At 41.7% G+C, this 26,468-nt stretch carries 25 protein-coding genes; 4 read left to right on the top strand and 21 right to left on the bottom strand.

Annotation, left to right across the window (positions count from 1 at the left end; translation table 11 throughout):
* Positions 1-15: 15 nt before the first annotated feature.
* The 4 genes from IQ234_RS04995 to ccsB form a co-directional block, all read right to left on the bottom strand.
* Positions 16-1,260 carry an ATP-binding protein gene (locus IQ234_RS04995; RefSeq protein WP_193956261.1) on the bottom strand — a complete coding sequence of 415 codons (1,245 nt, stop codon included), beginning with the start codon at positions 1,258-1,260 and terminating at the stop codon, positions 16-18.
* 242 nt (positions 1,261-1,502) lie between these two features.
* Positions 1,503-2,825, bottom strand: coding sequence for a serine/threonine protein kinase (locus tag IQ234_RS04990; protein WP_193956260.1), 1,323 nt, complete (start codon positions 2,823-2,825; stop codon positions 1,503-1,505).
* Between the two features lie 158 nt (positions 2,826-2,983).
* Complete coding sequence (locus IQ234_RS04985; RefSeq protein WP_193956259.1) at positions 2,984-3,877, bottom strand: aspartoacylase; 894 nt, start codon at positions 3,875-3,877, stop codon at positions 2,984-2,986.
* A gap of 128 nt (positions 3,878-4,005) precedes the next feature.
* Positions 4,006-4,992: a c-type cytochrome biogenesis protein CcsB gene (gene ccsB, locus IQ234_RS04980; protein WP_193956258.1), complete on the bottom strand. Its 987-nt coding sequence runs from the start codon at positions 4,990-4,992 to the stop codon at positions 4,006-4,008.
* A gap of 132 nt (positions 4,993-5,124) precedes the next feature.
* Between ccsB and ftsH the strand changes: the two genes are divergently transcribed.
* Positions 5,125-7,089: an ATP-dependent zinc metalloprotease FtsH gene (ftsH, locus tag IQ234_RS04975; RefSeq protein WP_193956257.1), complete on the top strand. Its 1,965-nt coding sequence runs from the start codon at positions 5,125-5,127 to the stop codon at positions 7,087-7,089.
* A gap of 160 nt (positions 7,090-7,249) precedes the next feature.
* Here ftsH and IQ234_RS04970 read toward each other — a convergent pair whose 3' ends face one another.
* The 3 genes from IQ234_RS04970 to IQ234_RS04960 form a co-directional block, all read right to left on the bottom strand.
* Complete coding sequence (locus IQ234_RS04970) at positions 7,250-9,166, bottom strand: hypothetical protein (protein WP_193956256.1); 1,917 nt, start codon at positions 9,164-9,166, stop codon at positions 7,250-7,252.
* The gene (locus IQ234_RS04965) at positions 9,135-9,488 is read right to left on the bottom strand and encodes a hypothetical protein (RefSeq protein WP_002772182.1); all 354 of its coding nucleotides are present in this window, start codon (positions 9,486-9,488) and stop codon (positions 9,135-9,137) included. The genes IQ234_RS04970 and IQ234_RS04965 overlap by 32 nt, the downstream gene beginning before the upstream one ends.
* Positions 9,489-9,591: 103 nt before the next feature.
* On the bottom strand, positions 9,592-10,143 hold the full coding sequence (locus IQ234_RS04960) for a thioredoxin family protein (protein WP_193956255.1): 552 nt from the start codon (positions 10,141-10,143) through the stop codon (positions 9,592-9,594).
* Between the two features lie 36 nt (positions 10,144-10,179).
* Between IQ234_RS04960 and IQ234_RS04955 the strand changes: the two genes are divergently transcribed.
* Both IQ234_RS04955 and IQ234_RS04950 read left to right on the top strand, forming a co-directional pair.
* On the top strand, positions 10,180-10,584 hold the full coding sequence (locus IQ234_RS04955; protein WP_002739790.1) for an NIL domain-containing protein: 405 nt from the start codon (positions 10,180-10,182) through the stop codon (positions 10,582-10,584).
* A gap of 236 nt (positions 10,585-10,820) precedes the next feature.
* The gene (locus tag IQ234_RS04950; RefSeq protein ID WP_193956254.1) at positions 10,821-12,230 is read left to right on the top strand and encodes an isochorismate synthase; all 1,410 of its coding nucleotides are present in this window, start codon (positions 10,821-10,823) and stop codon (positions 12,228-12,230) included.
* Positions 12,231-12,241: 11 nt separating this feature from the next.
* On the opposite strand, the gene IQ234_RS04945 is transcribed toward IQ234_RS04950, so the two are convergent.
* The 14 genes from IQ234_RS04945 to IQ234_RS21535 form a co-directional block, all read right to left on the bottom strand.
* Entirely contained in the window at positions 12,242-13,618 is a 1,377-nt protein-coding gene (locus IQ234_RS04945) for an aldehyde dehydrogenase (protein WP_193956253.1), read from the bottom strand.
* A 30-nt stretch (positions 13,619-13,648) separates the two neighbouring features.
* Positions 13,649-15,127: an Ig-like domain-containing protein gene (locus IQ234_RS04940; RefSeq protein ID WP_193956252.1), complete on the bottom strand. Its 1,479-nt coding sequence runs from the start codon at positions 15,125-15,127 to the stop codon at positions 13,649-13,651.
* Positions 15,128-15,166: 39 nt separating this feature from the next.
* Complete coding sequence (locus IQ234_RS04935) at positions 15,167-15,958, bottom strand: TIGR03943 family putative permease subunit (RefSeq protein WP_193956251.1); 792 nt, start codon at positions 15,956-15,958, stop codon at positions 15,167-15,169.
* 24 nt (positions 15,959-15,982) lie between these two features.
* Positions 15,983-16,993, bottom strand: coding sequence for a permease (locus IQ234_RS04930; protein ID WP_193956250.1), 1,011 nt, complete (start codon positions 16,991-16,993; stop codon positions 15,983-15,985).
* A gap of 238 nt (positions 16,994-17,231) precedes the next feature.
* Positions 17,232-18,041, bottom strand: coding sequence for an ATP-dependent sacrificial sulfur transferase LarE (gene larE, locus IQ234_RS04925; protein WP_193956273.1), 810 nt, complete (start codon positions 18,039-18,041; stop codon positions 17,232-17,234).
* Positions 18,042-18,335: 294 nt separating this feature from the next.
* Positions 18,336-18,668 (bottom strand): DUF5615 family PIN-like protein, encoded by a 333-nt coding sequence (locus tag IQ234_RS04920; RefSeq protein WP_002786907.1) that lies wholly within the window; start codon positions 18,666-18,668, stop codon positions 18,336-18,338.
* On the bottom strand, positions 18,668-18,889 hold the full coding sequence (locus IQ234_RS04915) for a DUF433 domain-containing protein (RefSeq protein WP_002786910.1): 222 nt from the start codon (positions 18,887-18,889) through the stop codon (positions 18,668-18,670). Before IQ234_RS04915 ends, IQ234_RS04920 begins: the two co-directional genes overlap by 1 nt.
* Positions 18,890-18,974: 85 nt before the next feature.
* On the bottom strand, positions 18,975-19,679 hold the full coding sequence (locus IQ234_RS04910) for a PEP-CTERM sorting domain-containing protein (protein WP_193956249.1): 705 nt from the start codon (positions 19,677-19,679) through the stop codon (positions 18,975-18,977).
* A 471-nt stretch (positions 19,680-20,150) separates the two neighbouring features.
* A complete protein-coding gene (locus IQ234_RS04905) occupies positions 20,151-20,537 on the bottom strand; it encodes a hypothetical protein (RefSeq protein WP_193956248.1) in 387 nt (128 codons plus the stop codon).
* Positions 20,538-20,847: 310 nt separating this feature from the next.
* Complete coding sequence (locus IQ234_RS04900; protein WP_193956247.1) at positions 20,848-21,189, bottom strand: XisI protein; 342 nt, start codon at positions 21,187-21,189, stop codon at positions 20,848-20,850.
* Entirely contained in the window at positions 21,177-21,458 is a 282-nt protein-coding gene (locus IQ234_RS04895) for an element excision factor XisH family protein (protein WP_416209670.1), read from the bottom strand. The genes IQ234_RS04900 and IQ234_RS04895 overlap by 13 nt, the downstream gene beginning before the upstream one ends.
* Positions 21,459-21,644: 186 nt before the next feature.
* Positions 21,645-22,850 carry an argininosuccinate synthase gene (locus IQ234_RS04890; RefSeq protein WP_046663067.1) on the bottom strand — a complete coding sequence of 402 codons (1,206 nt, stop codon included), beginning with the start codon at positions 22,848-22,850 and terminating at the stop codon, positions 21,645-21,647.
* A 162-nt stretch (positions 22,851-23,012) separates the two neighbouring features.
* On the bottom strand, positions 23,013-25,004 hold the full coding sequence (locus IQ234_RS04885; protein ID WP_193956246.1) for a DICT sensory domain-containing protein: 1,992 nt from the start codon (positions 25,002-25,004) through the stop codon (positions 23,013-23,015).
* 166 nt (positions 25,005-25,170) lie between these two features.
* The gene (locus tag IQ234_RS21535) at positions 25,171-25,305 is read right to left on the bottom strand and encodes a hypothetical protein (RefSeq protein WP_002736350.1); all 135 of its coding nucleotides are present in this window, start codon (positions 25,303-25,305) and stop codon (positions 25,171-25,173) included.
* Positions 25,306-25,387: 82 nt separating this feature from the next.
* Here IQ234_RS21535 and IQ234_RS04880 point away from each other — a divergent pair, with 82 nt between their 5' ends.
* Positions 25,388-26,326: an SGNH/GDSL hydrolase family protein gene (locus tag IQ234_RS04880; protein WP_193956245.1), complete on the top strand. Its 939-nt coding sequence runs from the start codon at positions 25,388-25,390 to the stop codon at positions 26,324-26,326.
* Positions 26,327-26,468: the final 142 nt, after the last annotated feature.

Here is a 26,468-nt window from a genome sequence, read left to right as displayed (position 1 = left end):
ATAACACAATTAATGCTACCTATTTAATTCTAATTCCCCTTGAAGAAAATCAACAAATTGTCTAGCAGTTCTTCCCGATCGCCCATTATTTTGGGTTGCCCATTGTTTGGCACGAAATTCTAGGTCTTCTAAGCTAATTTTTAATTTAGCTACACTGGCTAAATGACGCACTATTTTCAAATACTTTTCTTGATTAGCTGGTTCAAAAGTTAGGGTTAAACCAAAGCGATCACTAAAGGATAATTTTTCTTGTACTGTGTCCCAATTATGCACTTCATCCCCATCTTTTGGTTGTGGTCGATCGGCGAAAAATTCTCTGACTAAATGTCGGCGATTAGAAGTGGCATAAACTACGACATTTTTCGGTCTAGCGGTGACACTTCCCTCTAAAACAACCTTTAAAGATTTAAAAGCTTCATCGTCTTCTTCAAAGGATAAATCATCGACAAAGATAATAAATTTCTGCGGTAAATCTCGCAGAATTTCAATAATTAATGGTAGGTCTTTTAATTGGGATTTTGCCACTTCAATTAATCGCAATCCTTGACTATGGTATTTTTGCAATAATCCCTTGACTAGAGAGGATTTTCCCGAACCACGACTGCCATAGAGTAGGACATTTAAAGCGGGATAACCTGCTAATAAAAACTCAGTGTTTTTAATCAAGGTTTCCTTGGGCATTTCATAACCGACTATTTCTTGAATCTGCACGGGATCGGGATGAGTAATCCCTTGTAATCGGCCTTCTTGCCACCTTAAAGCTTGATAACGGGCAAAAATTCCTGTACCACATTCGCGATAATAATCGGCTAGATCTTCCACTAATTCCGTCCAATCTAAACCCGAATGTAGAAAACTTTCTAATTTATTGTCCACTTCCCAAGCAGGGAAACTGAGAAATTTAATTCGCTCAAAAATTGTCGAATTGCTGAGGCTATAAATGCTAGAATTATAGAGAGATTGGAGGATAGATAAATCCTGTTTCACGCCATTAATTAAAGATTCGGGTAACTCCCAAACACTTTTTTTCTGTACCTGTTGACTAAAGGGATTGTCATCTAATAAAATTTGTTCGACTAGAAAATCATTCCAACTAATATTTTTAGATGCTAAAGCTTGAAACCATTGACCATATGCTTTAAGAAAATCGGCGATATTATCCGTAGATAATAGGGTAATAAATGCCTGGCCAATAGCATTATTAAAAACCCCTTGATACAAAACTAACAAGCTGACTTTTTGGTAAATTTCAGATATCATTTTTTATTCTCCACTAATAACTAACATTTCATGGCTGATTTTTTGTGATTCCTAATTCGATTTAATAATTGCCGTCCTGTAGCTAAGGGAATGTAAATCAGTTATTATTTTATCAAGATAGGGTAATCTCTGCAAGATTAAGGTTAAAAAAGGGAAAATGCCTACCGACTAATTCCCAAGATTTCTTGAGATGAGGTACAAGGTTTTCGTTTTGGGGAGACGGTTGATAATACCCTGTCAGGTTACACTTCCTCTTGATGAGAAACGTTATATTTGATAAAATTTAACCAATCTTGGATTTCCTGTCCTAACCAGAGACATTCATCCTCGCGGAGATTCTGGCCGATAAGATAATAATTTTTAGCCGTCCGCAGACGAATCTGATAGTTACCTTCTATGACATTACTATGAAGAAAAATACCCCATAAATCTTGAGTTCTAAAAGCGAATTTTTTGTAGATAAAATTGAAGAGTTTATATTTAATTAAAACTTCTTGAGGGGTAAGAATTAATTGCATCTCCCGCAAACAAATAAAACCAATTAGAGCTATAATAAAGGTAAGAATTCGCGAGATAAAGATACTGACAGTAAGGACAATCGCCAAAGACCAGAGAGTAGGCCCATCAGAAGGTAGCTTAATTTTTGGGGGTAAATTAATCTCTAAATTATCCCTATGTTTAGCGATGCGGATGGAACTGTGGGGAGGCTTTGGTAATTTCTTAGGATCGATTAAACTTGAGGCTTGACGATAGGAGGGATGTTGGAGAAATTTCAGGGCTTCTCTGGCACTTTTAAACCGCTTTTCTACTGCCATATCGGTCATAGTTTCTAACCAATCGATTAAATCATCATCGATTGTCACCAGTTGGCGAAATTGAATTTTAGACTCGCGATGGGGCAGTTCTATCGGCACAATTCCCGTCAATAAATGAATTAAAGTCATACCTAAAGCATATAAATCAGAACTGGGAACCGCCCGGCCCCAAAATTGTTCTAGGGGTGCATAACCACTCGTTCCCACCACAGTAAAAGTAACTCCCGTCACTGCACCCCTGGACTGGACTGCGCCAAAATCTACTAAATAAACGTTATTTTCCGAGTTAATAATTAAATTACTAGGTTTAATATCTCGATGTAATACTGGGGGCGATAATTCATGCAAATAAATGAGAATTTCGAGAACTTCTTGGGCAATATTCCGAATTACCGTAGCGGTGAAACGTTGCCCCCTTTCTAAGTGATCGCTTAAGGATTCTCCCGGTATATAATCTTGTACAAGTACAAACCAAGGAATCCCGTCACCTTGATTTTTATCGAGGGAAAAATAATCGCGATAGCGGGGAATACGGGGATGATAGAGAGAAGCTAAAACGGCGGCCTCCCGTTCAAATAATTTTAATTCTTCCCACTCCATCTGGGGACTAAAAGCGAGGAGTTTAATAATTACCGATTCTTGGGATAATACATCGGTAGCTAACCAAGTTTGACGACCGATAGCGGTATTTCCCAGGCGTTGTTGTAGTTGGTAACGTTCAGCTAAAAGAGAATGAGAAGTAAAGGTCATAGTGGCTTTTCCCTTATTTAGGGTCTGCTGAAAAAGTTTTTCCTGGGGACAGGGTGTGGGGTGTGGGATGTGGGGTGTGGGGAGTTTTCTCAGTGAACTGATAACTGATAACTGATAACTGACTCCTAACCCCAGCAACAAACTTTTTGTCGCAAACCCTAATTAATATCGATTTGTTTTTTTGCTGTCCAACAAAGGGCGATTCCTTTTTCTTTATAGGAAGATTCTCCGACAAAGATAGGATATAATTCAGATTCACCACGATAGATAATTTCCTGACCATCAAATCCTAGAAAAATCGGTTGATTGGGTTGAATTGCCTGATAATCTCGTTGGAGAATCTGAGGATGTAACATGGCTTTAATTTCACCCTGTTCATCCCTAGGATAATCGATCGAGCCTAAACGTTGGTAAACTGTTAGAGATTCGCTGAAAGTATCGAGATGGGCAGCGAGATAATTTTCCTGTTCGATATAGTCTAGGATTTGATAAATGAGTGTTTCGGTTTGACGAAAAAGATAGGGACAGATGAGACCATGGTTAATTGGACCGATTTCGAGGGTAAAAGCTAGGGGACAAATTCCTTTCAGAAAATGATTTTCTTCCTCGCTGACGGGATGATAAATTAAGCGCACATCAGGATTAATTTTAGTCAGATAGGTAAAGAGTTTTAATAGCCAAGGATGGGGATTAGAATAAATAATTGCCAGCATCATGTTAGATGTGGTGCTGTGAATATCGATTAATAAATCAATGGATTTTTCTCGGATTTCTTTGACTATTTTTTTTGCTCGTTTTTGTTCGTATTGCTGACAATCGGGATTTACTAAATCTTTTTGGTTAAAACAACGATTTAAATCCGTATCGATATATCTAACCCGTTGCTTTAGGGCTAAGGGATTAGCGATGAGACTGTGGGATTGAAAACTGCTGCGAGCAATAAGATTAGGTGACTTTTGTAGGTATTTAACCAAATAAGCGGGAGTTAGTTCATTGCCATGCACACCGGCAATTAAAGCCAGATTTTTAATAGTAGTTTTCTGATCGATCATTTTTTATAAGTTTTGAGAAGTTGTAATTATTTATCTAGGGCAAAATTGCCGTAATTAAATAACAATTATAAGCCTTAAAAAAGGGTAGTCTAGAGGGGCAGGTTTGACAACCCACCCCTATAACTGATTTAGAAAAACCAGCCGTAGGAATGAAGACCTTTACCTAAAAGATTCACCCCTAAATAACATACCCAAACCACAACAAAACCACTCGCTGCTAGAATAGCTGGTTTTCTTCCCTGCCATCCCCGGGTAATGCGGGCATGGAGATAAGCGGCAAACACTAGCCAAGTGATTAGCGCCCAAGTTTCTTTCGGATCCCAACTCCAATAGGAACCCCAAGCTTCATTGGCCCAAACCGCTCCGGCGATGATACCGATAGTGAGAAGGGGAAAACCGAGGCCAATGACCCGATAACTGATATTATCGAGGGTTTCCGCCAAGCTAAGACGTTGGGGCGAAAGAGTCGCCATCGCTGTTAGGGTGGGAGTTAAAAGGGCGGTTGTGCCACCGTTAGCCGTTTCCATGAAAACTGGCGCGGAAAGAGTGGTAGATAACTTATTTTGGAGACGATAGGCGCCCGTACCCACGGAACTGCCTTTTAACTCGATATTTTGACCTCTCGTGACGATCAGAAAAGCGATCGCCATTAGGGAACCCACCATCAAAGCAGCATAACTTAACATCATGACGCTAACGTGCATCATCAACCAATTCGATTTTAAAGCCGGAACCAAGGGCGCCGAAGTTTGCATTTCCCCGGGTAAAGACAAAGTGGCAAAAGCGGTAATCCCCATGGCTACAGGAGTCGTCACCACCCCCACCAGGCGACTGCGGCTAGTGTACTCAGCAATTAAATGAACCGCAGTTACACCCCAAGCGAGAAAGAATAAAGATTCGTAAAGATTGCTAATGGGGAAATAACCCGCTTCTAACCAACGCGCCCCCAATAAAGCGGCGATACAGAGGTTAGCGATGGCCACTCCCGTGCTGCCTAAGCCAGACAACAAAGGTATGCTAGGAAAGGCTGCCCCAGCCCAATAAACCAGCATAGTTAAAAACAGGACTAAAAAAGAAGTGTTATCGAGAAAGTTCTCTAAGCTAACTAAATTCATGGGATTTCTCTCGTTTGTCGCTCGCTCGCTACCAAGTATTCCATCCTCTATCCTATCCCATCGGTAAGGCGATCGAGACAGGGAATTGTTAGTATAAACTTTGCATTTTCACTCTCACCCACCCTAAAAATTATGGCTAATCAAGAAGATAATAAATTTTCCTGGTCGCGTTTGCCTCGGTTAGGCAAAATCCTGATCATTTGTTCTGGTGTTGCCGCTTTAGGCTATTTTCTTATCCCTCGTCCCTCAGAATTGTCCAATATTCCCCTCGAACCCTACAGCGAATTTATCAGTAAAGTGGAACGGGGCGACATCAGTAGGGTCAGAATTGGCAATCAAGTTATCTTTTATCAATTAAAAAATCCTTTAGAATCCCTGCCTATTCCGGGTAATCCCCGCGTTAATCCCCCAGAATCAAGTAATCCCCTTCATGGTGATTCTAGTTCTCTGGCGGGCAAACCGAGCAGTAATCTAGCCCCCAGACGAGTTTTTGCCACGATTCCAGTCGATAACCCCCAATTACCCCAACTATTACAGCAAAAAGGCGTAATCTTCGAGGCGATTCCTGTGGCCGAAAACAGTTGGATCAGCACTCTCCTCGCTTGGGTGGTTCCTCCCTTAATTTTAGTCGCCGCCATGCAGTTTCTGTTCTATCGCAACGATGACACGCGTAAATCGCTGCTTTTTAACAAAAATCTCGCTAAAGTTTACGGAGACGGCGAAAAATATCCGATTACCTTCAGTGATGTGGCCGGGGCCGAGGAAGCAAAAACCGAGTTAAAGGAAATTGTCGAATTTCTCAAGGATGCCGAGCGCTTTAATAAAATCGGGGCGCGTATTCCTAAAGGTGTTCTCTTAGTCGGACCGCCGGGGACGGGGAAAACTCTCTTAGCAAAAGCAGTCGCGGGGGAAGCGGGAGTGACTTTTTTTAGCATTTCGGCCTCGGAATTTGTGGAATTATTTGTCGGAACTGGGGCAGCCCGGGTGCGGGATCTGTTTGCCCAAGCGAAGAAAAATGCCCCTAGCATCATTTTTATTGATGAATTGGACGCGATCGGTAAATCGAGAAGTTCGGGATCGGGAACTAGCGGCAGTAATGATGAGCGCGAGCAGACTTTAAACCAACTTTTGACAGAAATGGACGGTTTTAGCCCTAAAGAAGCTGTCGTCATCGTTTTAGCTGCCACCAATCGCCCAGAGACTCTTGATGCCGCTTTATTACGTCCGGGGCGCTTTGATCGTCAAGTTTTGGTGGATCGTCCCGATTTAGCGGGAAGATTGGCAATTTTGGAAATATACGCCCAAAGAGTCCAGATGGGTGAAGATGTTAACCTCAAAGCGATCGCCACCCAAACCCCCGGTTTTGCCGGTGCCGATTTAGCCAACCTCGTCAATGAGGCTGCTCTCTTGGCTGCCCGTAATAATCGGGAAAAAGTCAGTCAAATCGACTTTAAAGAGGCGATAGAAAGAGTCATCGCTGGCTTAGAAAAGAAAAGTCGGGTTTTATCGGAAAAAGAAAAGAAAATCGTCGCTTATCACGAAGTCGGCCATGCTTTAGTTGGCGCTGTCATGCCGGGAGGTGGTCGCGTCGAGAAAATTTCCATCGTTCCCCGGGGTTTATCTGCTTTGGGTTATACCCTGAAAATTCCCACGGAAGACCGTTTTTTGATGACAGAAACCGAATTTAAAGAACAAATTACTATGTTATTGGGCGGTCGGGCAGCCGAAGAATTAATTTTTGGCAGTGTCACTAATGGCGCTTCCGATGATTTACAAAGGGCGACGGATATTGCGGAAAGAATGGTGACAATTTATGGTATGAGTAAATCCTTGGGTCCCCTAGCCTACGATAAAACGGGACAGGCTAATTTTTTAGGTAATAATCAGGGTAGTCCCCGGCGTTCGATCGGGGAAAATACGGCCAAAGCGATCGATGAAGAAGTTAAACAAATTATCGACGCTAGTTACCAAAAAGCCCTAGCAATTCTCAGTCACAACCGCAATTTATTAGAGTCGATTGCCACTAATCTTTTGACCACGGAAGTAATCGAAGGAGAAGAATTGCAAGAGGTATTAAATCAAGCGCAAATGGTCTGATCAATCCTCATAAATAGGGTCTGCTGAAAAAGTTTTTCGTGGGGAAGTGGGGAAGTGGGGAAGTGGGGAAGTGGGGAGAACAAAGCTGCCTTTTGCATGAGCGCCTTTTGCCTCTCCTCATAACTAGGGTCTGCTGAATAAATAGTCGAGAATATCTAACTTAAGGAGAAGACAGAATCAAAGCATTGGAAAACTGATATTTCCCTGCTTTGACGGTTAATTTGCCCTTTTTCCATCCCAAAGAAACGGGAGAGTTATCTCGACTTAAACTGTTATAAAGAGCGAAATTTTTTGACCAATCGTGCTTTTGACCGTTACGAATTAACATCGGCAGTAGATTGATTTGATTATAGGTAAATTGTAAACTCTGTCCCTGACTGCCTTTAAATAAGAGGCTGCCTTGGTTAATTTGAGTTAAATTTACTTGACTTTTTTGCTTCAATATGCTCTTAAAATTCTCATAACTGCCCTGGGTTGCCGCCTCTCCCACTTCCAGAGCAAAACCGGCATAATTGTTACCTGTGGGTAAAGCTTGGTAGGTATGATCATCGGGATAAGGGGAATTAGGAATCTCGATCATTTCAGGAGAAGAAAGATTAATTAATCTTAGGGCTAACCAAGTTTTTTCTAATTGAATAAACCAGATATTATCATCTTTTTCTACCTTAGCAGTTTTCGGTAATTGCCAGAAAAAAGCCTGATCTGCCGGTCGTAACCAGATTAAAAGATTGCGATATTGTCCGATTTCATCCCCAGGATTTTTGCCCGGTTTTACGCCATTTTTGCCAGTGTTAGCCACAAAAAAATCCACACCTTTGTGTTGATTAAAAGCCATTAATTTAAACGGGGCCACATCACCATCGGGGAAAGTTCCCGCCAGACTACCCATTTGATAACTAGCCCCAATAAATTGAGTTTCCCAATAACCCGGACTTTGATTATTGCCCGGTTTCCAGTTTTCATACAGGGGTTTACTGGCGAGAATTTCTACCGGTTTATTAAAGTTTTTTCGGGCTAATTCCATCACTGCTAAAGGAGGACGATAACGACTGGTAATTAGATAAAGAGAGTCCAATTCCGGACGATTATTGGCGACGGGAGTATCACCAAAATATAACCAAAAAGTGCGTCCTGCGTGCGATCGCATTACGCCATGGCCATCACCATAATCGCGTTTTACAGGACCACCCCAACCACCGCGATAATATTTAACACTAGCGGCCATGGATAACCAATCTAAGGCCATTTTTGCCCATTGTTTAACTTCCGTATCTTGAGCGAAATCGTAGAGATTGAGATAGGGAGCAAAGGTATGACCGTGATAAACTTCTGAATCCCATTCTCCCATACCGATGTTATATAAAGCTGAAACGTAGCGCTTAATTTTGCTTTTATAGAGTTGACGAGTTGCTTCATTTCCTGTTTCTTCGGCCATCAGATAAACCGATGTTTCGCGCATCGCCCGCAGGTTATCAGTATTGCGATTATCTACCCATAAACCCCGTCTTTCTATACTCCAATCATTACCCGTTCCTTTGCCCTTACCATGAATAGGATGGGGTCGTTGTAAAGGGTCAGTTTCTGTCCAAATTTTCGCCGCATTATACATTCTCTGACGATAAACAGGATCGAGATATTTTCCGAGCAGAAAATACTTTCTAATTTGTCCTTTCAGGGTAAAAGAAAAATAATAATCTATATAATCGGTGTGGGACTGTTCTTGTGTTTGTGGGTCATCCTGCTGCAGGAAATCTAGGGCTTTTTGCTGGTTTCCTGCCAAGAAATCAAACATGGCCATAGGATAGGATTTTTTCTCGTTTTCTCCCCACAAATTGCCATAACTTTCTGCCCTAGCAAAATGGTTAATAACTTGCTTTGCCCTTTGTTGAAATTCTACCTCTAATTCTGGTGTCCAATCGTTAAGATATTGGGTTTTAACTTCGGCAATAGGGAAGGAAGCGATCGAGTTTTGAGAAACAGAATAGAGGGAATTAAAGCCAATAGTAAATAGGGCAATTATTCCCGCTAAAATTAGATATTTAATTCTATATCCAATCGTCATCTTCGGCAAATTCATCGATGTTTCCTTGATTTTCTGGGGACTGAGGTTGATTCTCTTTATCTAATTGTAAAGGAACTGGTTCAGGAGCGATAATTTCTGGTAATAATTCTTCGGGTTTTTGACCATCTACCTCCACCACAATTATTTCTGTGACGGGAAACCAAAGTATCCGGCCTTGATCATCACAAACCGTCACCGATCGCGATTTATCTGGAGCCTCCGTTGCGAAGAAATCTCCTAACATTTTGGTGGGTAAAATGTTCTTACTTTCACCCCCACTAACTCCTAAGAATATATATTCGTTACCCGTGGTCAAATGTTGAACAATAATTGCCATAGTTAAAAATTCAGTCAATGAAATGTACTTAGTTGATAGTTGACTCTTGAATGATAGCTTTCAGCCCTAAGCTTTCCACTGATAACTGATAACTGATTACTGATTAGTGCTTAACTTGACTGCCGTGACTGCGGGGATCGGTTTGACTAGCACCCACAAGGATATTAAAATCAGAAGTCTCTCCCGTAGTGGTAGCATAGGGTAGGGTGGAATTAGTTAAAAGTGCTTCTAAATTAGCAGTTAAAATTGATTTTGGTTGTTCTCCGATCGCTTGTGCAACCGGTTGTCCTTGGTTATTTAAAAAGACAAAATGGGGAATCCCATCCACACGATAACGGAGAATTTCTGGCAACCATTTATTATTATCAACGTTGAGCATGACAAAATTAATGGCATTACCGTATTGTTTTTTAATTTCGGCAATTTCAGGGGCCATCGCCTGACAACTGGTACACCAATTAGCATAAAATTCTGTCAGGGTGGGTTTGCCATTGCTGAGGGCAAGATCGAAAGGTGTCGCTTTTTCCGCTTGCGCTTCCAAAGATACAGAACTAGCGGTGGTTTGAAACCCCAAGAAAATCGCTACACTAAGGATAACTGCCGTTACTGCCAGCAGCAGATTTCTGGTTTTGTTGGTGGGTGTGGTGGCTGTCATGGATAGTCTCTCAAAAATTATTCCTATCCTATCCTAATGAAAAAACGCGTTACTCTCACTTTTCCCAAAAAAGCCGTCCATATGCCCGTTACTTATCGACTGGCGAAGGATTTTAACGTCGCCGCTAATATTATCCGCGCCCAAGTTGCTCCCAATCAAGTGGGAACATTAGTATTAGAATTATCGGGAGATATCGATGAGTTAGAAGCGGCGATCGAATGGTTACAATTACAAAATATTGGTGTTTCCCAAGTTAGTCGTGAAATCGTCATTGATGAAGAAAAATGCGTCGATTGTGGCTTATGTACGGGGGTTTGTCCCACGGAAGCTTTAACCCTTGATCCGGAGAGTTTTCGTCTTAAGTTTTTGCGTTCCCGTTGTGTGGTTTGTGAACAATGTATTCCCACTTGTCCCGTGGTGGCAATTTCCACAAACTTGTAAAATAGAAGTTATTAAATTAATTCTTTTACCCATTTAAATAATAGCCATCTCTGGAGATTTTAAGCCTTGATTTGTTGCCAAAGCGGTTAATCGTCACAAATATCCCGCTCCCTTTCTGCCTAAAGACCCTTTCTCCGATACCATAGTTAAAAAGAGATCGTTGACTCTGGCCACACCTGTGGGGATTACATACCATTAATCATGGTTTTTTTTGCAAAAAATACAAAAAACTTGACATGACTTCTGCCGTTCCTCGCCTTTCCTATCCTGATAGTCCGATTGCTGATCTTCGCGGCCTCTATGACTTTATCCTCAACCCGCAACTGTTAGCCGCAGAAAAGGGAAATCGGTCGATCGTCAGTTTTTGTCAAAAAATTTCCCCCCTTGATCCCCTAGAAATTCTCTCTCGGATTGCCCCTAGCTATCCCACCCATTGTTATTGGGAAAATCCCGAACGAGAAACCGCTCTTCTCGGCTACGGCATCGCCTTTACTGCCAATTTCCACGGTAAACAACGTTTTTTAAAAGCTCAAAAATTTATCGAAAACTGTCAACAAAGAATTATTAAAATTGATAACTATAGCGAGATTACCCCTCGCATCTTTTGCAGTTTCACTTTTTTTGACTCGGCAACAGCTACCCCCTTTCCCTCAGCTACCCTAACCCTGCCTAAGTTTCAAATTATCAAAAAAAAGTCGGAATATTTTTTCCTGACCAATCTCTTAATCACCGGCGAAAAAGAAATAGAAAACTCTCTCGAAGAAACTATTAATAACCTCAAAATCATCCAAAATAACTCCAGCAATTGCCGACAGAATCCCCACCAGGATCCCTGTAGTTATTATATTCATCCTACCTATAATTTTCAAGCGGCTGTTGCCCATGCACTCCAATCTATCCAGGCTCAAAATTTTAGCAAAATTGTCCTCGCTCACGCTCTTGACGTGATTTCTCCCCGTCCTTTTCATCTGATAAACTGTCTCGATAATTTGCGTCAGCGTCATCCCGATTGCTACACTTTTTGCCTCGGCAATGGACGGGGAGATCATTTTATTGGCGCTAGTCCCGAACGCTTGTTAACCGTCCATCAGGGGCAATTAATCACCGATGCTTTAGCGGGATCTGCCCCCCGGGGAGAAAATGCGATCGAAGATGCTCTCTTTGCCAATAAACTCCTCGCTAGTGAAAAAGAACAACGGGAACATCGGGCTGTTAGTGACTTTATTAACCAAAAACTGCGACAAATTGGCTTAAATCCGCAAAATTCTCCCTCTAGATTGTTAAAACTCTCCAATATTCAACATCTCTGGACTCCTATTCATGCCAAACTCAAACCCCCCATCCATCCCCTCGAAATTGTTGCCCAACTACACCCCACTCCTGCTGTTGCTGGGGTTCCCACCGAGATCGCTTTAGCACAAATTCGTCATTATGAAACCTTTGATCGCTCTCTTTATGCCGCTCCTTTGGGTTGGATTGATTGTCAAAATAATAGTGAGTTTATTGTTGGTATTCGTTCGGCATTAATTAAAGGCGATCGAGCGCGATTATACGCTGGTGCGGGTATTGTTGCCGGTTCCGATCCGGAAAAAGAACTAGCAGAAATTCAGCTGAAATTTCAAGCTCTCTTAAAAGCTTTAACTTAAACTATAGCTTTTTAGCGAACCAATAACTTAAATAAGCCTAACTTCCCCTTAAAAGGCGGATATTTTAAAGCGGGATTGAACCAAAGAGGTGTTTTCATAATCGCTTTTTGGTGACTAAAATTCTCAAAAGAAAAACGACCATGGTAGCTACCGATACCGCTATTTCCCCGACCACCAAAGGGTAAACTAGGATTAGTAAAATGAAAACTATTGTTGTTAATACAACCTCCCCCAAACTGGACTGATTCTAACCATTTCTTTTCGGTATTTGCCTTAGTAGTAAACAGATAAAAAGCTAGAGGGTTAGGGTTTTTAGCAATAATTGCTAAAGCTTCCTCAAAAGTGCTAAAGGCAATGATCGGTAAAATTGGACCGAATATTTCCCCTTGCATAATAGGAGCATCGAGGGAAACATTAGTTAATAAAGTTGGTTGAATATATAAATTTTCTCGATCGGTTTTGCCGCCAAAAACAATCTCACCATCTTTGAGCAAGTCAATCAGGCGGTCAAATTGTTTTTCGTTAATTATCTTACCATAATCAGCACTTAATCTGGCATCTTCACCGAAAAAATTAACAATAGTATTAGCTAATTCTCTGATCAAATTCTCCTGCTGGGATTGATGTACCAAAACATAATCAGCTGCGATACACATTTGACCACAATTAGAGAATTTTGTCACGGCAATGCGACGGGTTGCCACGGAAATATTAGCATCAGCTTCGATAACACAGGGACTTTTTCCCCCCAATTCTAGAGTAACAGGAATTAACTTTTCTGCTGCCAGTTGATAAATAATTTTTCCTACCCTGGTACTGCCAGTAAAAAATATATGATCAAAGGTAAAACTGTCTGACATATTCGGAATTACTTCCGCACCATCTCCGGGTACAATTAACACATATTCTTCGGGGAATATTTCTTGAATTATTTTAATTACTAATTTTTCCGTCGCTGAGGCAAATTCACTCGGTTTTAATACCGCACAGTTACCGGCAGCAATAGCACCAACTAAAGGCACTAATAACAATTGGAGGGGATAATTCCACGCACCAATAATTAAAACCACCCCCAAAGGTTCCCGAATAATTTGACTGGAGGAAGGAAAATTTAAGAGATTAGTTTTAACAGTTTTGGGTTGCATCCATGAGCGCAAATTTTTTAAAGCGTTATTAATTTCCCCCAAAAGGAACCCATTTTCAGTAATCCAACAATCTTCGGGACTTTTCTTTAAATCACTATATAAAGCTTCATATATCTCTGCTTCATATTTAATGATTGCCTCTTTTAACTTCTCTAACTGCTGACGACGGAATTGATAGGAACGAGTGGCACCACTAACAAAATACTGACGCAATTTGGCTAATTTTTCTGAGTTTAACAGCATCGAAATAATTCCCAAGTTAATAATAAAATTCTATGGCATCCACTGGGGACGAATTCCCGCTAGAGGTAATTCAATTAAATCAGATTTACTTGCTTTCACTCCATCTTGTAGGGGAGGAATTAACATCCACAAACGACCACCGATAATTGTTTCTCCTGAATCGGTAGTCAAGGGATTAGTCGGATTAGTATCATAACTGGTGCGAAGTTGATCAAAAATAATCGCTAAACTATCGGGAGATAAACTAATGTGAATATCACGATAATCGGCTAATTCCAGTAAGGGAGTCACCTGACCAGTCTTCACATCTATTTTAGCAAAATAGGGTTTTTCTTTGTACTCTTGACTGTTAGTAACTAACTCAGTTAACAAACAATATAAATCACTACCAGTGGCATTAAATTGACAATCTATAATCGAACCTTGTAGATTGAGTAAGCGTTTTTGTAATCCTTGATTATTGACATAAAAAAGCGATCGAATATAACGCATTTTAGCATTATCAGTATTAAAATTTACCATTGCCGCAGCCGTACCATCAGCAGAAAAATTCAAAATTCGCCCAAATTTTGGTAAAAAATCTAGGGGTTTTGTTTCGGTTTTTAAAGGCAAAAGGGCGATTCCTTCCCCCTGGGTGACAGCCAAAGTTTTACTATCAGGTGCAATCAAAAATTCTCCACCTTGGATGTTTAATTGTTTTGGTTTTTCCCCCGATTTAACTGCCCATAAATCGAAGTTAATCGGATTGCGGCGCTCAATTCTCTGCACGACAATGGTTTCCCCATCTTTAGCTAAATCAAAATGATTATTTTGATAATCTTTATTGTCTAGCACTAACTCAATTTTTGGGGAAGATTTGCCAAAATCAACTTGGTAAAGCTGCAGTTCACGAATTCCCTCTATCCCCTGATTTTTCGCCACGGCCGAAAAGAGTATTTTTTTACCATCAGGGTAAAATTCAAAAGCCATAACGGTCAAATTTGCCGGGGTTAAGAGGGTTTTCTTCTCCTCGGTCAAGTTATAAAAAATTAATCTTCCCTGTTCTTCCCCATTAGTGCCAATATAGGCAAAAGCACGATCCCGACTTTTAAATTCTCTTTCAAAGATTGCTAGGGTTTGTCCTAATCGATTACCGCTGCGAAATTGTTCCCGCGCACCTTCAATTTGCAGATGATATTTTTCTCCGTAGGGAATGGGAGAAGTGAGAGTATAAGCTAATCGTCTTCCGGCCCAACTAAACTTCCCCGGCAGCGCAGGATCGATAACTAGATTTTTTTCTACACTAGCATGATCCATGGGGCGATCAAAAGTGATAATAAATGCTTGATCTTCCGCGCCAATTTCTCGATTTTCCCAGCTAAATTCCTTGACCCTTGGTCCGGTTTGTAAAAGACATTGATTACCACAGCTATTACCCAACCAAATTAAGCCACCAATTACTAAGGTTAGCGATAGAATTAATGTTATTGCTAATTTATCAATCGGTTGTAGTTGTAAGGTCTTGATCATTATAGTAGATGGTTAGAAACAACTGATAACTGATAACTGTTAATATCCGTAGGGATCCGCAGGAGTGGGTATAGGTTTCACGGATTTGGCCTTAATTACTAATTGTCTTCTGGTGGTTGATTTTCCCACCTCTACGGGTAAAGATTCCGTGGCCATTTCTCCGGTGATTTCTAACCAAGTATCATTGGAATATTGACCGCGACTTCCTGATAGTTTCACCGGTAAACCGACGGGATAAGCATCCACGGCACAACAGGTAAGAATAAAGCGACTAATTAATAAGTAATTATCGGGTAGTTGGGGTAATTGTACCACAAAACCTGTGACTTTTACCGGTTGTCCTGTGTAAGCATCAGGTTCAGGATAAGCATTCAAAGTTCTTACCCATTCAATTAAACTTTTTTCCTCCGGTTTAACGGTAGTACCAAAGGATTGAGTTTGCACGCGAGTTAGGGGTAAAGATTCACTAATTCCCCTCTGTAATGCGATTTGACTACTGAGGGGCTGCGGAGCGATAAATAGGCCTAAAAGGGCAGTTATTACTAATAAACTTGAGCCAAAATGTTGGGGAAGAATAGTAATATGCGATCGATTATCATTACTATCTAAATTAATCTTTTTTTGCCACTGTTTTAATAATGTCCAAAGCTTGACTAATCCTAGGGCAAATAAAGCAATACTGGTGATGAGAACCAGGATAAAATAATTAGGATGGATAAGTAAATTTAATTGTCCAGTTATCCAGTATTTAAATAGTAACGAACCCCAACCGATGAGGGCAATAATATCGATAAATTGGGGGGCGATTATTTTCAGACGTGATGAATTCATGGGAAAAACTATCTAGGGACTGACCTAAAATAAATAACTGTGAGCCAAGGTGAGTAAAAAAGTCATTTGCGCTGCTAAAGCAAAGAGATAAATTAACATTCTCGGTTTAAAAATAGACAACATTAAACCAATGCCTTTCAGGTCAATCATTGGACCAAACACTAGAAAAGCCAGCAGGGAACTACTGGTAAAACTAGAGGCAAAGGAAAGAGCAAAAAAAGAATCAACTGTGGAACAAATCGAAACAATTACCGCTAACAGCATCATTGCCAAGATCGAAGTAATCGGATCCTGACCCAAATTAAGAATAAATTCCCGGGGAACAAACACCTGTAAACCGGCCGCTATAGCACTTCCTAAGATTAACACTCCTCCTAATTCCTGTAATTCCATCACCACGTTTTCCAGAAAAGTTAACCAGCGCCTTTTCATCGGGATAGCTTGCACTGCCGGGAGGACAGCAGTAGCGGCAAAACTTTCGTCTAAGCGCAAAGTTTGCCCAGAATTACCGATCAGAAAAGAACCGGATTGTAGTAGTAGTGGGATAGATTCTTTTTCTGGTGTTTGCGGTTGCCAATTGAGACTTTTTGCCAAAGAGGTTTGTAGGAGCGGTCGCGGATCTTTTTGGATACTAAAGATAATACCGATAACCGTAGCGATGAACAAAGAAAAGATAACTCGATAGAAAACAATTTCCGGTTGATCGCGAAAAGCTACCCAAGTGGACCAGATAACAATCGGGTTAATTGTCGGCGCTGCTAAGAGAAAACTAACCGCTACTGCATTCGGCATTCCTTGCACAAGTAAACGTCGCGCCACCGGCACATTGCCACACTCGCAGACGGGAAACAAAAAACCAATACATCCCCCCACAAATGCTCCTAAAACAGCATTGCGAGGCATCAAGGCAACTAGGCGACGTTCATCGACAAATATTAAAAGAATACTAGAGAGAATCACCCCTAGCAGTAAGAAAGGCATCGCTTCCACCAACAGGCTCAGGAATAGGGTAAAGGCATTTTGTAGTTGACTCATCTATCCTCGCCTTGGCAATTAGAGGTTTAAGGGTAAAGACTTAGGAACCCTAGAAAAAGGTTCATCAGTCCGCTCCCCGGCTTTTTAACATTTTTTTAATATATCCGATCGAGTGACTTCTGTGTTGTCAGGGGACAGGTTTTAGGTTTTGGGGTTTTGGGGTGTTAGGGTTTTAGTTGAAATTCCCCCACTTCCCCACTTCCTAATTCATAATTCCCACTCTACCATCACCTCCCTCCTAGAGGACTCGATTAAGCTTGCCGCTTTGATAACCTTCTAGATCGAGGGTGACATAGATAAAGCCTAATTTTTGCAGATCAGCGACTAATTCGCTTAAATTTGTCCGATTAATAAAGTCGGGAATTTCTGCTACCGGTAATTCAATCCGTGCCGTATCGCCGCTCGATCGCACCCGTAATTGACGATAACCTAATTTTCGCAGATAAATCTCCGCCCGTCCGACCCTTTGCAATTTCTCCAGGCTAATTTCCTCCCCGTAGGGAAAACGGGAACTTAAACAGGGTTGCGCCGGTTTATCCCACCAAGGTAAATTTAAGTAACGAGATAGTTGACGAACTTCGCTTTTTGTGATACCAATTTCTGCCAAAGGTGAACGAGCGCCGCGCTCCCTAGCTGCTTGGATTCCGGGACGATAATCCCTTAAATCATCCGCATTAACGCCATCGATGACGTAGGAATAACCACGAGCGAGAGCAAGGGGTTTAAGGGTGTCGTGTAGCTCACTTTTGCAGAAATAACAGCGATTAACGGGATTACTGGTGTAATTGGGGTTATTCATTTCCTCGGTTTCCACCAATTCATGCCGAATACCGATATAATCGGCCTGAGCGATCGCTTCTTGCAATTCTTCCGGCAGTAGGGAAGGGGAAACCGCCGTAATTGCCAATGCTTGACTCCCTAGCAGATCATAGGCCACTTTGGCCACTAGGGTACTATCCACGCCCCCAGAATAGGCAATCAGAGCCTTTTCACTGGTTTGTAAGAGGTTTTGTAATTGTCCGAGTTTATCAAGTAATTGACTGTCCATGGCGGCGATTTTGGCAACTGGTTTAGGGAGACCGTTTTTTATATTGGGTATAGACAAGTAGCTTCAGTCACTTGTCCCAAGAATTTGGGCTCTCTTGGGTTTGGTGGGTAAAATGTATTCTAAGATACAGTCCTGCGGGCGGTCGCAACGCGCTCGCTACGCAAGACCGAGTGAAACGAACCACAAAGACACAAAGGACACAAAGATCGATCACTCTTATATAATTTAAACTTATCACACAAGGTCGAGAAGAGCCATGTAAACAAGCGAACACTTGCTCCGAATCTCAAAGGATTAGGATAAAGCGATGATACCAAGATTTTGATCTCCCTCAAAAGATAAAATAGCTTCGTAGTTATCTCTTAACAATGATTCTATAGTTTTAGTAGAGCAATTTCCCAAACGAATCCAAATTACTTTAGGCGGAAAACCTTTGAGAATTAGTAATTCATTAAAATCCGAATCTTTAGTGACAATAATATAGTCTTGTATTTTAGCGATTTCCCAGACATAATAATCAGATTCTTGGTCTAATCCCAGCAAGTAAAGATGATTTGAATCGGGATAAATATCAACTAATAGACTAACTAAGCGAGGTGATAAATTGTGATCAAAAAGTAACTTCATTAGTTAACTAAAATGGTTTGACGTTCACGCTCGGCGGCATAACTCAAACAGGCTAAAATATCCGTCTTGGTTAAGTAAGGAAAATCTTCTAAAATTTCTTCATAAGTCATTCCCGAAGCCAGATAGGAGAGAACATCATAAACAGTAATTCTCATTCCTCTAATACAAGGTTTTCCGCTCCTTTTTCCCGGTTCTATGGTAATAATATCTTTGTATGACATAATGTTGACTAACTGGTGATCAAATCTAAAATTGATGATAGGATATCGGGGCAATCCCTCTGTAGTTGCCCCTGCCAAGGATAATTTATCCCCGACGACGAAGGGAAGCGGCACCCAACGCACCAACAGCGATTACACTCACTATACCACTAGGTTCCGGGGTTGATACAGGACCGCCACCAGTAGGAGTGATATCCCCATTAAGAGCCACAAACCCACCCCCGGCAACATTAGCAGAGTTTGCACCAAGGAAGAAGACAACAGATGAATTAGCATTCAGTCCATAGAGACGGAACTGCACCGGGCCGGTTTGGGGTGCTAAACTGCTTAGGTCAAAGCTGTAGGTATTAAAGCTATTTGTTAGGCTAACTGTTGTCCCTAAATTATTGGTGAACCCATCAACACTAGAGCGCAAGACTAAATCTAGCTGCGTCTCATCATGCTGCGCATTGAGTTGCAAGTCAGTAAAATCGACTTGAAAACCTGCACCAGGTTGTACGGCAAATTCGACGTATTGGCTGGTATTAACAGTACTATTTCCATTCCACCGACCCGGCGATGTACTAACATTAGAACCCAAGACGAAATCTGACTGAACCTGGCGATCTATCCCAGCAGTGTTTAACCCCGTGCTGGTTATATTCGCACCTATAGTATCCGCCGCTTTGGGATAGGTTGCAGTAGCGGCATTAAATGAATTCCAACCAGCTACTATTGCCGCTTGAGCAGGAGCAACCCCGGCTAACCCCATCAGAGTCAAAGGGGTTAAAATTGTCAGTAATTTTTTCATGGATTTGATGACAGTAATAGGACAGAATTATGATCATATTTAACGCTAGTTTTGCGCCAATATCCTACAACCGAAGCTATCACAAGGGGGGGGGAAGTCAAGGGTTATTTAATCATCATTTATTATGGTTTTTTATATTTAAGATAGTTTTAGGTTATATAAATATTTTTGACTCGTTGTAAGGTTATAGCTTGCAACGCAGATAAGCGAGGTTCTACCTCTACTTATTTCTTTGACCGAAATTATCACCTTCGCTCCTAGGTTCCCCCGCAATAAATTGACCTGTTGCATCTCACATTTGCAGGAATACCGACAATCAGCAATTATACTAAATCCGTTGAGTATAGGCTACTTATAAAGGAGAGGCACTCATGCAAAAGGGGGAATAAATAATCAGTTTTTAATAACCAGATTTAGTATTAGCTTGTTGGCGAATTTTATCTTTAATATAGTCCGGAATAGGGTTAGGATTCATGCTTCTAAGGGTGAAATTAATCCTCTTTTAACCGCTTCATTTAATCCTTGAGACTTCTTTAACAAGTTGATTTGATAAATTTGCATTAATGACCAAAGTTCCGTATTTTCAAAGGTTGATAAATCCCTCTCTTGTTGTTGATTGAGCAACTCGCTTAATCTTTGATCCTGTTCTGATGCCATTTGTAATTGAGTTAATTTGATAATTTCTTCATCTGATAATGAATTTAGGGATGAGATTTTTTCGCCTTGATAATTGGGACTAATAGAAAAAGCGATCGCTTCTACTAATATATCATTAAGATCACGGTTAATTGAATGGGCTAAGGATTGAGCTAGAGTAAAAATCTCATCAGGTAAAGTTAAAGTAATTGAAATAGCCATAAGCTTTTTTTATGCTGGTTTATAGAGATATTATAATTAAGTAGTCGGACATAAATTCTGTTGTCTATCTTAAGAAATGTAAATTGCCGCAATTCTTGAAACCTCTTTCATCTCTGGTGGTGAAAATTTTTTCATCGGTACTGACTCCTGACTCCTGACTCCTTACCCCACAGTTAACTTTACTTTTGTCCAACTACTTATAACTCAAATTTTTGTTACCCATAGGGATAAACTGGTTCAAAAGTAACAAAATAGCTCCTTTAAGCTTCTTTTATCAACCTCAGATTTCCAGGCAAGATTTACCGATAACTTAACTCACAGCAAACCCAGTTAACTTACGAGTTTCCAGATCGTAAAAAGCTAAAACTATATCTTCTTTAGAAATACCCTCCCTTAATAATTCCGTAGCGATACCTTCCTCTGTCCAATCCTCCTCAATATAAATCTTCTCATGTTTAATCCTAATATGGACTTGAATATTCCTGATTTTTTTCTTGCCTTCCCAACCCATAAAAAGCCAAAAATACTGATCATGTATCTCGTCAAAAACCAGACAACTTTCTTGATCTAAATTAGCAGAACCAGAAACCCATTCGTGATATTCTGTTAATACTTTTTTAATGGCATTGCGATATTTTTTTAGTCTATCCATTGTAAAATTTTCTCCTTTTCCATCTCAACAACCAGCAAAAGTAATTGATTTATTTTCACAATAGCCTGAATTGATTCTCGTTGGAAAAAATTTTCATAAATGCTGTCTTTAATGGCTAGATAAATTTGATATTCTGGTTCGGTAAGACTGATTAAATTTCGATATAAAATATACTGTCCTAACGCTATTTCAAAATCTCTCATAGGTGAGGGACTTAAAAAGCTTTTGATTTCTACAACAATTTTACGTCCATTTCTTTCAGCAGCCAGAGGTTTTTCTGCTGCTAAATCAGCAAATAATTCAGCATCTTTATATTTAATTTTATAAGGGTACTGATCCCCCCTTCCCCCCTTGATAAGGGGGGTACTGATCCCCCCTTCCCCCCTTGATAAGGGGGGTGTTGATCGCTGGGGGAATCTGAATTAACACCCACTTACTTAGGGGAGGATTGTTGATTACTTCCCTCTAGTTTTTTCGGCCCAAACTTTGCTGGGTAATCCCCAAACATAGATGAAACCTTCAGCAGCTTTATGATCAAATTGATCCTCGGCCCCGTAGGTAGCTAAATCGGGAGAATAGATAGAATTGACTGACTGACGACCGACCACTTTAGCGTTACCTTTAAACAGTTTCACTCGCACCGATCCCGTTACCTGTTCTTGGGTTTTGAGGATAAAAGCATCGATCGCTTCCTTTAAGGGACTGTACCACAATCCTTTATAAATCAACTGTCCGTAGGTCTCTTCAATTCCCCGTTTATATTGGGTAACATCTCCAGTTAAAGTCAAACTTTCTAAATCCCGGTGAGCATCAATTAAAACTAATAAAGCCGGGGCCTCGTAAATTTCTCGGGATTTAATTCCCACTACCCGGTTTTCGATCATATCTAACCGACCAACACCGTGTTTACCCACTAGGTCATTTAATTGACTAATTAGCGTGACAGAATCGAGATTTTCTCCGTTTAAACTGACAGGAATCCCCTGATTAAAACCGATATCGACGTATTCCGGCTCGTTGGGAGTATCGGCGATCGCTTTGGTCATTAAATAGATTTCTTCCGGGGGTTCCGTCATCGGATCTTCCAAGGGACCTGCTTCAATGCTGCGCCCCAACAGGTTACGATCGATACTAAAAGGCGAGGATTTTTTCACAGGAGACTCGATCCCGAATTTTTCCCCGTAGGCGATGGTTTCTTCCCGACTCATGCCCCATTCCCTGGCGGGAGCGAGAACTTTTAAACTAGGATTAAGGGCCATAATGCCCACATCAAAACGCACTTGATCATTCCCTTTGCCGGTGCAACCGTGAGCGACGGCATCGGCCCCGTATTTCTCGGCGGCCTCTACTAATAATTTAGCGATTAAAGGACGAGCCAGGGCGGTAGAAAGGGGATAACGATTTTCGTAGAGAGCATTAGCTTGAATTGAGGGAAAAGCGTATTCTTTGACGAATTCTTCCTGAGCATTGACCACTAAGGATTCGATCGCTCCGCAGCGCAGAGCCTTTTCTTGAATCGGTCCTAATTCGTCTCCCTGTCCTAAATCGGCGGCTAGGGTAATCACTTCTTCTACTCCCCATTCTTGTTTGAGATAGGGAATACAGACGGAAGTATCGACTCCTCCGGAATAAGCTAAAACCACTCTCTTGGCACGTCCCATAATTTTTTCACCTAAAAACGACTAATTGATTACTCTTTTAAGTTTATTATATATGCTGGGGATTGGATGCTTCTTTTTTAATGCTTTTTTGTTTAGTTTTTGATGAAGAAAAGGAATAGGAAGTCACGAGTAAAGAGCCAAAACTAAACGGGCAACCATCCCCTATTTACGTTTACTAGCAGGACGACGGGAGGATTTTTTCGGAGCGGTATTTTGGGGATTATCGTTAGTTTTATCTTTAAATATTGGAATAGTAAAATGAAACTGACTGCCGTGATTTTTGCCTAGGGATTCTGCCCAAATTTCGCCGCCCCAACCATTAACGATCTGACGACAGATAGCCAGTCCTAAACCGGTTCCCCCGGCACTGCGTCGCAGGGCTCCTTCCTCTTGGTAAAAGCGATCAAAAACCTGTTCTAAACGATTGGGTTCGATCCCGCGTCCGGTGTCAGAAATAGTTACTTCTAGAGTTTTTGGTTTTCCCGAAGCGACTTCGATCGAGACATTTCCCTCCCGTCCGGTAAACTTACAGGCATTATCGAGAAGTTTGGAGAGTAATTCCACTAACCACTCGCCATCGGCTAAAACAAAGGGCAGATTAGGGGGGACAAGATTGCTAATTTTTGGGGTGTCGTTGTCGAGATTGCGGGCGTGAACATGACTGATGGCTAATTCCACACATTCCGATAAGGATAAAGCTTCAGGATTCCAATTAACCCGGCCACTTTCTAACCTAGAAAGAGTTAAAAAATCTTGGATTAATTTACGCATTCGTTCCGCATCTTTCAGGGCAGTATCAAGCATAATTTGGCGCATTTCCGCCGGCATATCCGGTTCCGAGGCCAAACTTTCTAGACAGACTTGAATGGTGGACAGGGGGGTGCGTAATTCATGGCCGGTAATGGCGACTAAATTAGAACGAGTGCGATCGAGAGCGGCTAATTGTTCATTTAAATCCTGTAAATTAGCGTAGGCTTCGGCTTGAATGAGGGCGACTCCGATTTGAGTGGCCACCGCGTCCACCAGGGCGACATCCTCGCTTTTCCAAGTGGTGGTATAGGGTCCACAGTGATGCAGTTCCAACATTCCCAAGAGACGACTTTGGTAAAAAATCGGCACTAATAACCAAGAATAGATGGAACATTCCCGCACCAGATTTTGAATGGAATCCCCGGGGAGACGGGGATCGTGAATAGCGTCTTCGATTTTCAGGGATTCTCTCAATTCCAGCACTTCCTGAAACAGAGGATTATTTTTCAGGGGCCATTTTTGTCCTTTGATGGAACTAATGCCGGAGTTTAAAAATTCGTGTTCGATGGTGGCGTTAATGTCGGCTTCCTTACAACGATAGACCACGCAGCGACAGACCCCTAATCCCTCGCCCAATTTCCGCACTGCCACCTGGAGGATATCTTCCGGATCGAGGGAACGACGGATCGCCGCTGTCACCGAGTTGATCAGTCTTTCCTTATGTTCTTTCGATGCCAGGGAACGATTGGCTTTCAGCAGTTTATACTGTCCCGCTTGCAAATAAGTGACCAATCGCTGGACAAAGGGATCCGGTTCCTCTTGATGATCCCTGTCCGTCAGTTCACAGATCAGGTATTCTTCTTGAGCGCGCCTAATTTTGTCCGCCAGTTCGGGACGATAATCGAGAATATGATTTAAAAGAATTTGGGCCGCCTGTTGACTCACATGGCGATCGCTCGTCCAAATCCCCTCAAAACGGCGATTATTATCCATAGCTGCCCTATTTTCCCCTTCGGCTACCAGATGGGTTCGTTCCCGACAGATTAAACAACTAGCATAATGGCGACTGATAACCACTAGATGCCATTCTTGGGCTAAACTGTCGTCCGGTTGAAAAGCGATCGTCTCGTAAACGTCGGAACTATGCTTAAAATCGGTTTCTGGGGCGGACAAAACGTAAACTTGCCCACTTTTGTGGGCAATGCGTCGGTAGCGATGGGCCTCTTGACGATAAAAGCGCTCACGCTGAAAACTGGCAATCACTAATGGTTGATCGTCTTCCGCTAAAACCTGATCCTCCATGGCGTGGGATAACGCGGTCAGGGATGCTTTGAAGTACATCTGCGATCGCCATTGGGGGAGTAACTGCAACAGTTCTGTTAAAACAGAAGTTGATCTGCTCATCGATGATCTGTTTCGAGTCGAGTGTGACTAGCAAGCGCAATAGAGGGAACTAGCAATTTCTCCCTTGACCCTATCCTACAGGCTCAAGGGGACAAGAGGTGAGATCGTGATGGCCAGAAATTTAAACCGAGTGATGGCAAAAAGTGAGGGAAATTATTCTAGTTAACTAGATGTAGGCGACTTTCATTGCCCAAAGAATCAGAGCAATAATACTACCGATAACGATAATCGACGATATCGCCACTACTGCCGGTTTATCGGCTCCCTCGAATTTCATGATGCCACGATTTAAGTCTGACATTGCTCTTAACTCCTTTTCATGAGATGGATGTGGAAAGTATGAGACACTTTAGGATCATAAATTAGCGAACTCTCATCTATCCGTGTTATTAGAAATTGGTATCATTCGGCTGTCTTTAATCATTCTAGGCGTTCTTTTCGCTCTTGGCCTTCTCCTTGAGGCTATTTTAAGAATTGTCTTCGGGTTCGGTAATCCGCTTATTTACAAAGCTGATGCCGAAATTGGCTATCTTTTGGCTCCTAATCAACAAACGCGCCGATTTTCCAATTTTATCGCCGTTAATCAGTATTCGATGCGCAGCGATCCGATTACACCCCAACGGCCTCCAGAGACGACGAGAATAATGTTAATCGGTGATTCGATCGCTAATGGCTCCTGGTGGACAGATCAAAAAGAGACCATTGCTGCTTTAATCACCAAAAATTTAGGCCAGAATCTGACGGGTTCAGTGGAAGTTCTCAATGCTTCGGCTAATTCGTGGGGACCGCGCAATCAATCGGCCTATCTGCGACGTTTCGGCACCTTTCAATCTCAGGTGATTGTGTTATTAATGAACACCGATGATCTGTTCGCTTTAGCTCCTAGTTCGGCGGTGGTGGGACGAGAAATTAATTATCCCGCTCGTCGGCCAGCTTTAGCTTTAATCGAATTTTACGATCGATATTTTAAGCGTTATCCTCCCCTACCACCAGTGCAAGAAGGAGGCGATCGAGTGGGCAATAATTTAACCGCTCTTGCCCAAATTCAAGCCCTTGCTCAGACTAATCAAGCCCGTTTAATTATCGCTATTACCCCCCTCATTCGCGAAGCTCAAAAACAGGGGCGAGATTATGAATTAAAAGCCCGTCAAAGACTAGCGGATTTCACCAGCAACCAGCAGATTTTTTATCTAGATTTTCTGCCCATTTTTCAAGCTCATCCTAATCCTGATTCCCTCTATATCGATAATATTCATCTCAGTCGAGACGGTAACGAGTTAATCAGTCAAAAACTGACCGAGGCAATCAAAAAGGTTTTTTAATTAGGATTTACTGAAAAAGTTTGTTGCTGGGGACATAATTCAGGATTTAGGAGTCAGGGTGATAGGGATTTAGGGGTTTAGGGGTTTAGGGAAATTTCAGCCAAATGCTCCACTTCCCGATCACCCCACTTCCCCATCACCC

Source organism: Microcystis aeruginosa LEGE 91341 (genome assembly GCF_015206885.1).
GTDB lineage: Bacteria > Cyanobacteriota > Cyanobacteriia > Cyanobacteriales > Microcystaceae > Microcystis > Microcystis aeruginosa_H.
The sequence above is the reverse complement of the archived record's forward strand: the minus strand, read 5'-3'. Positions and strand labels throughout refer to the sequence as shown.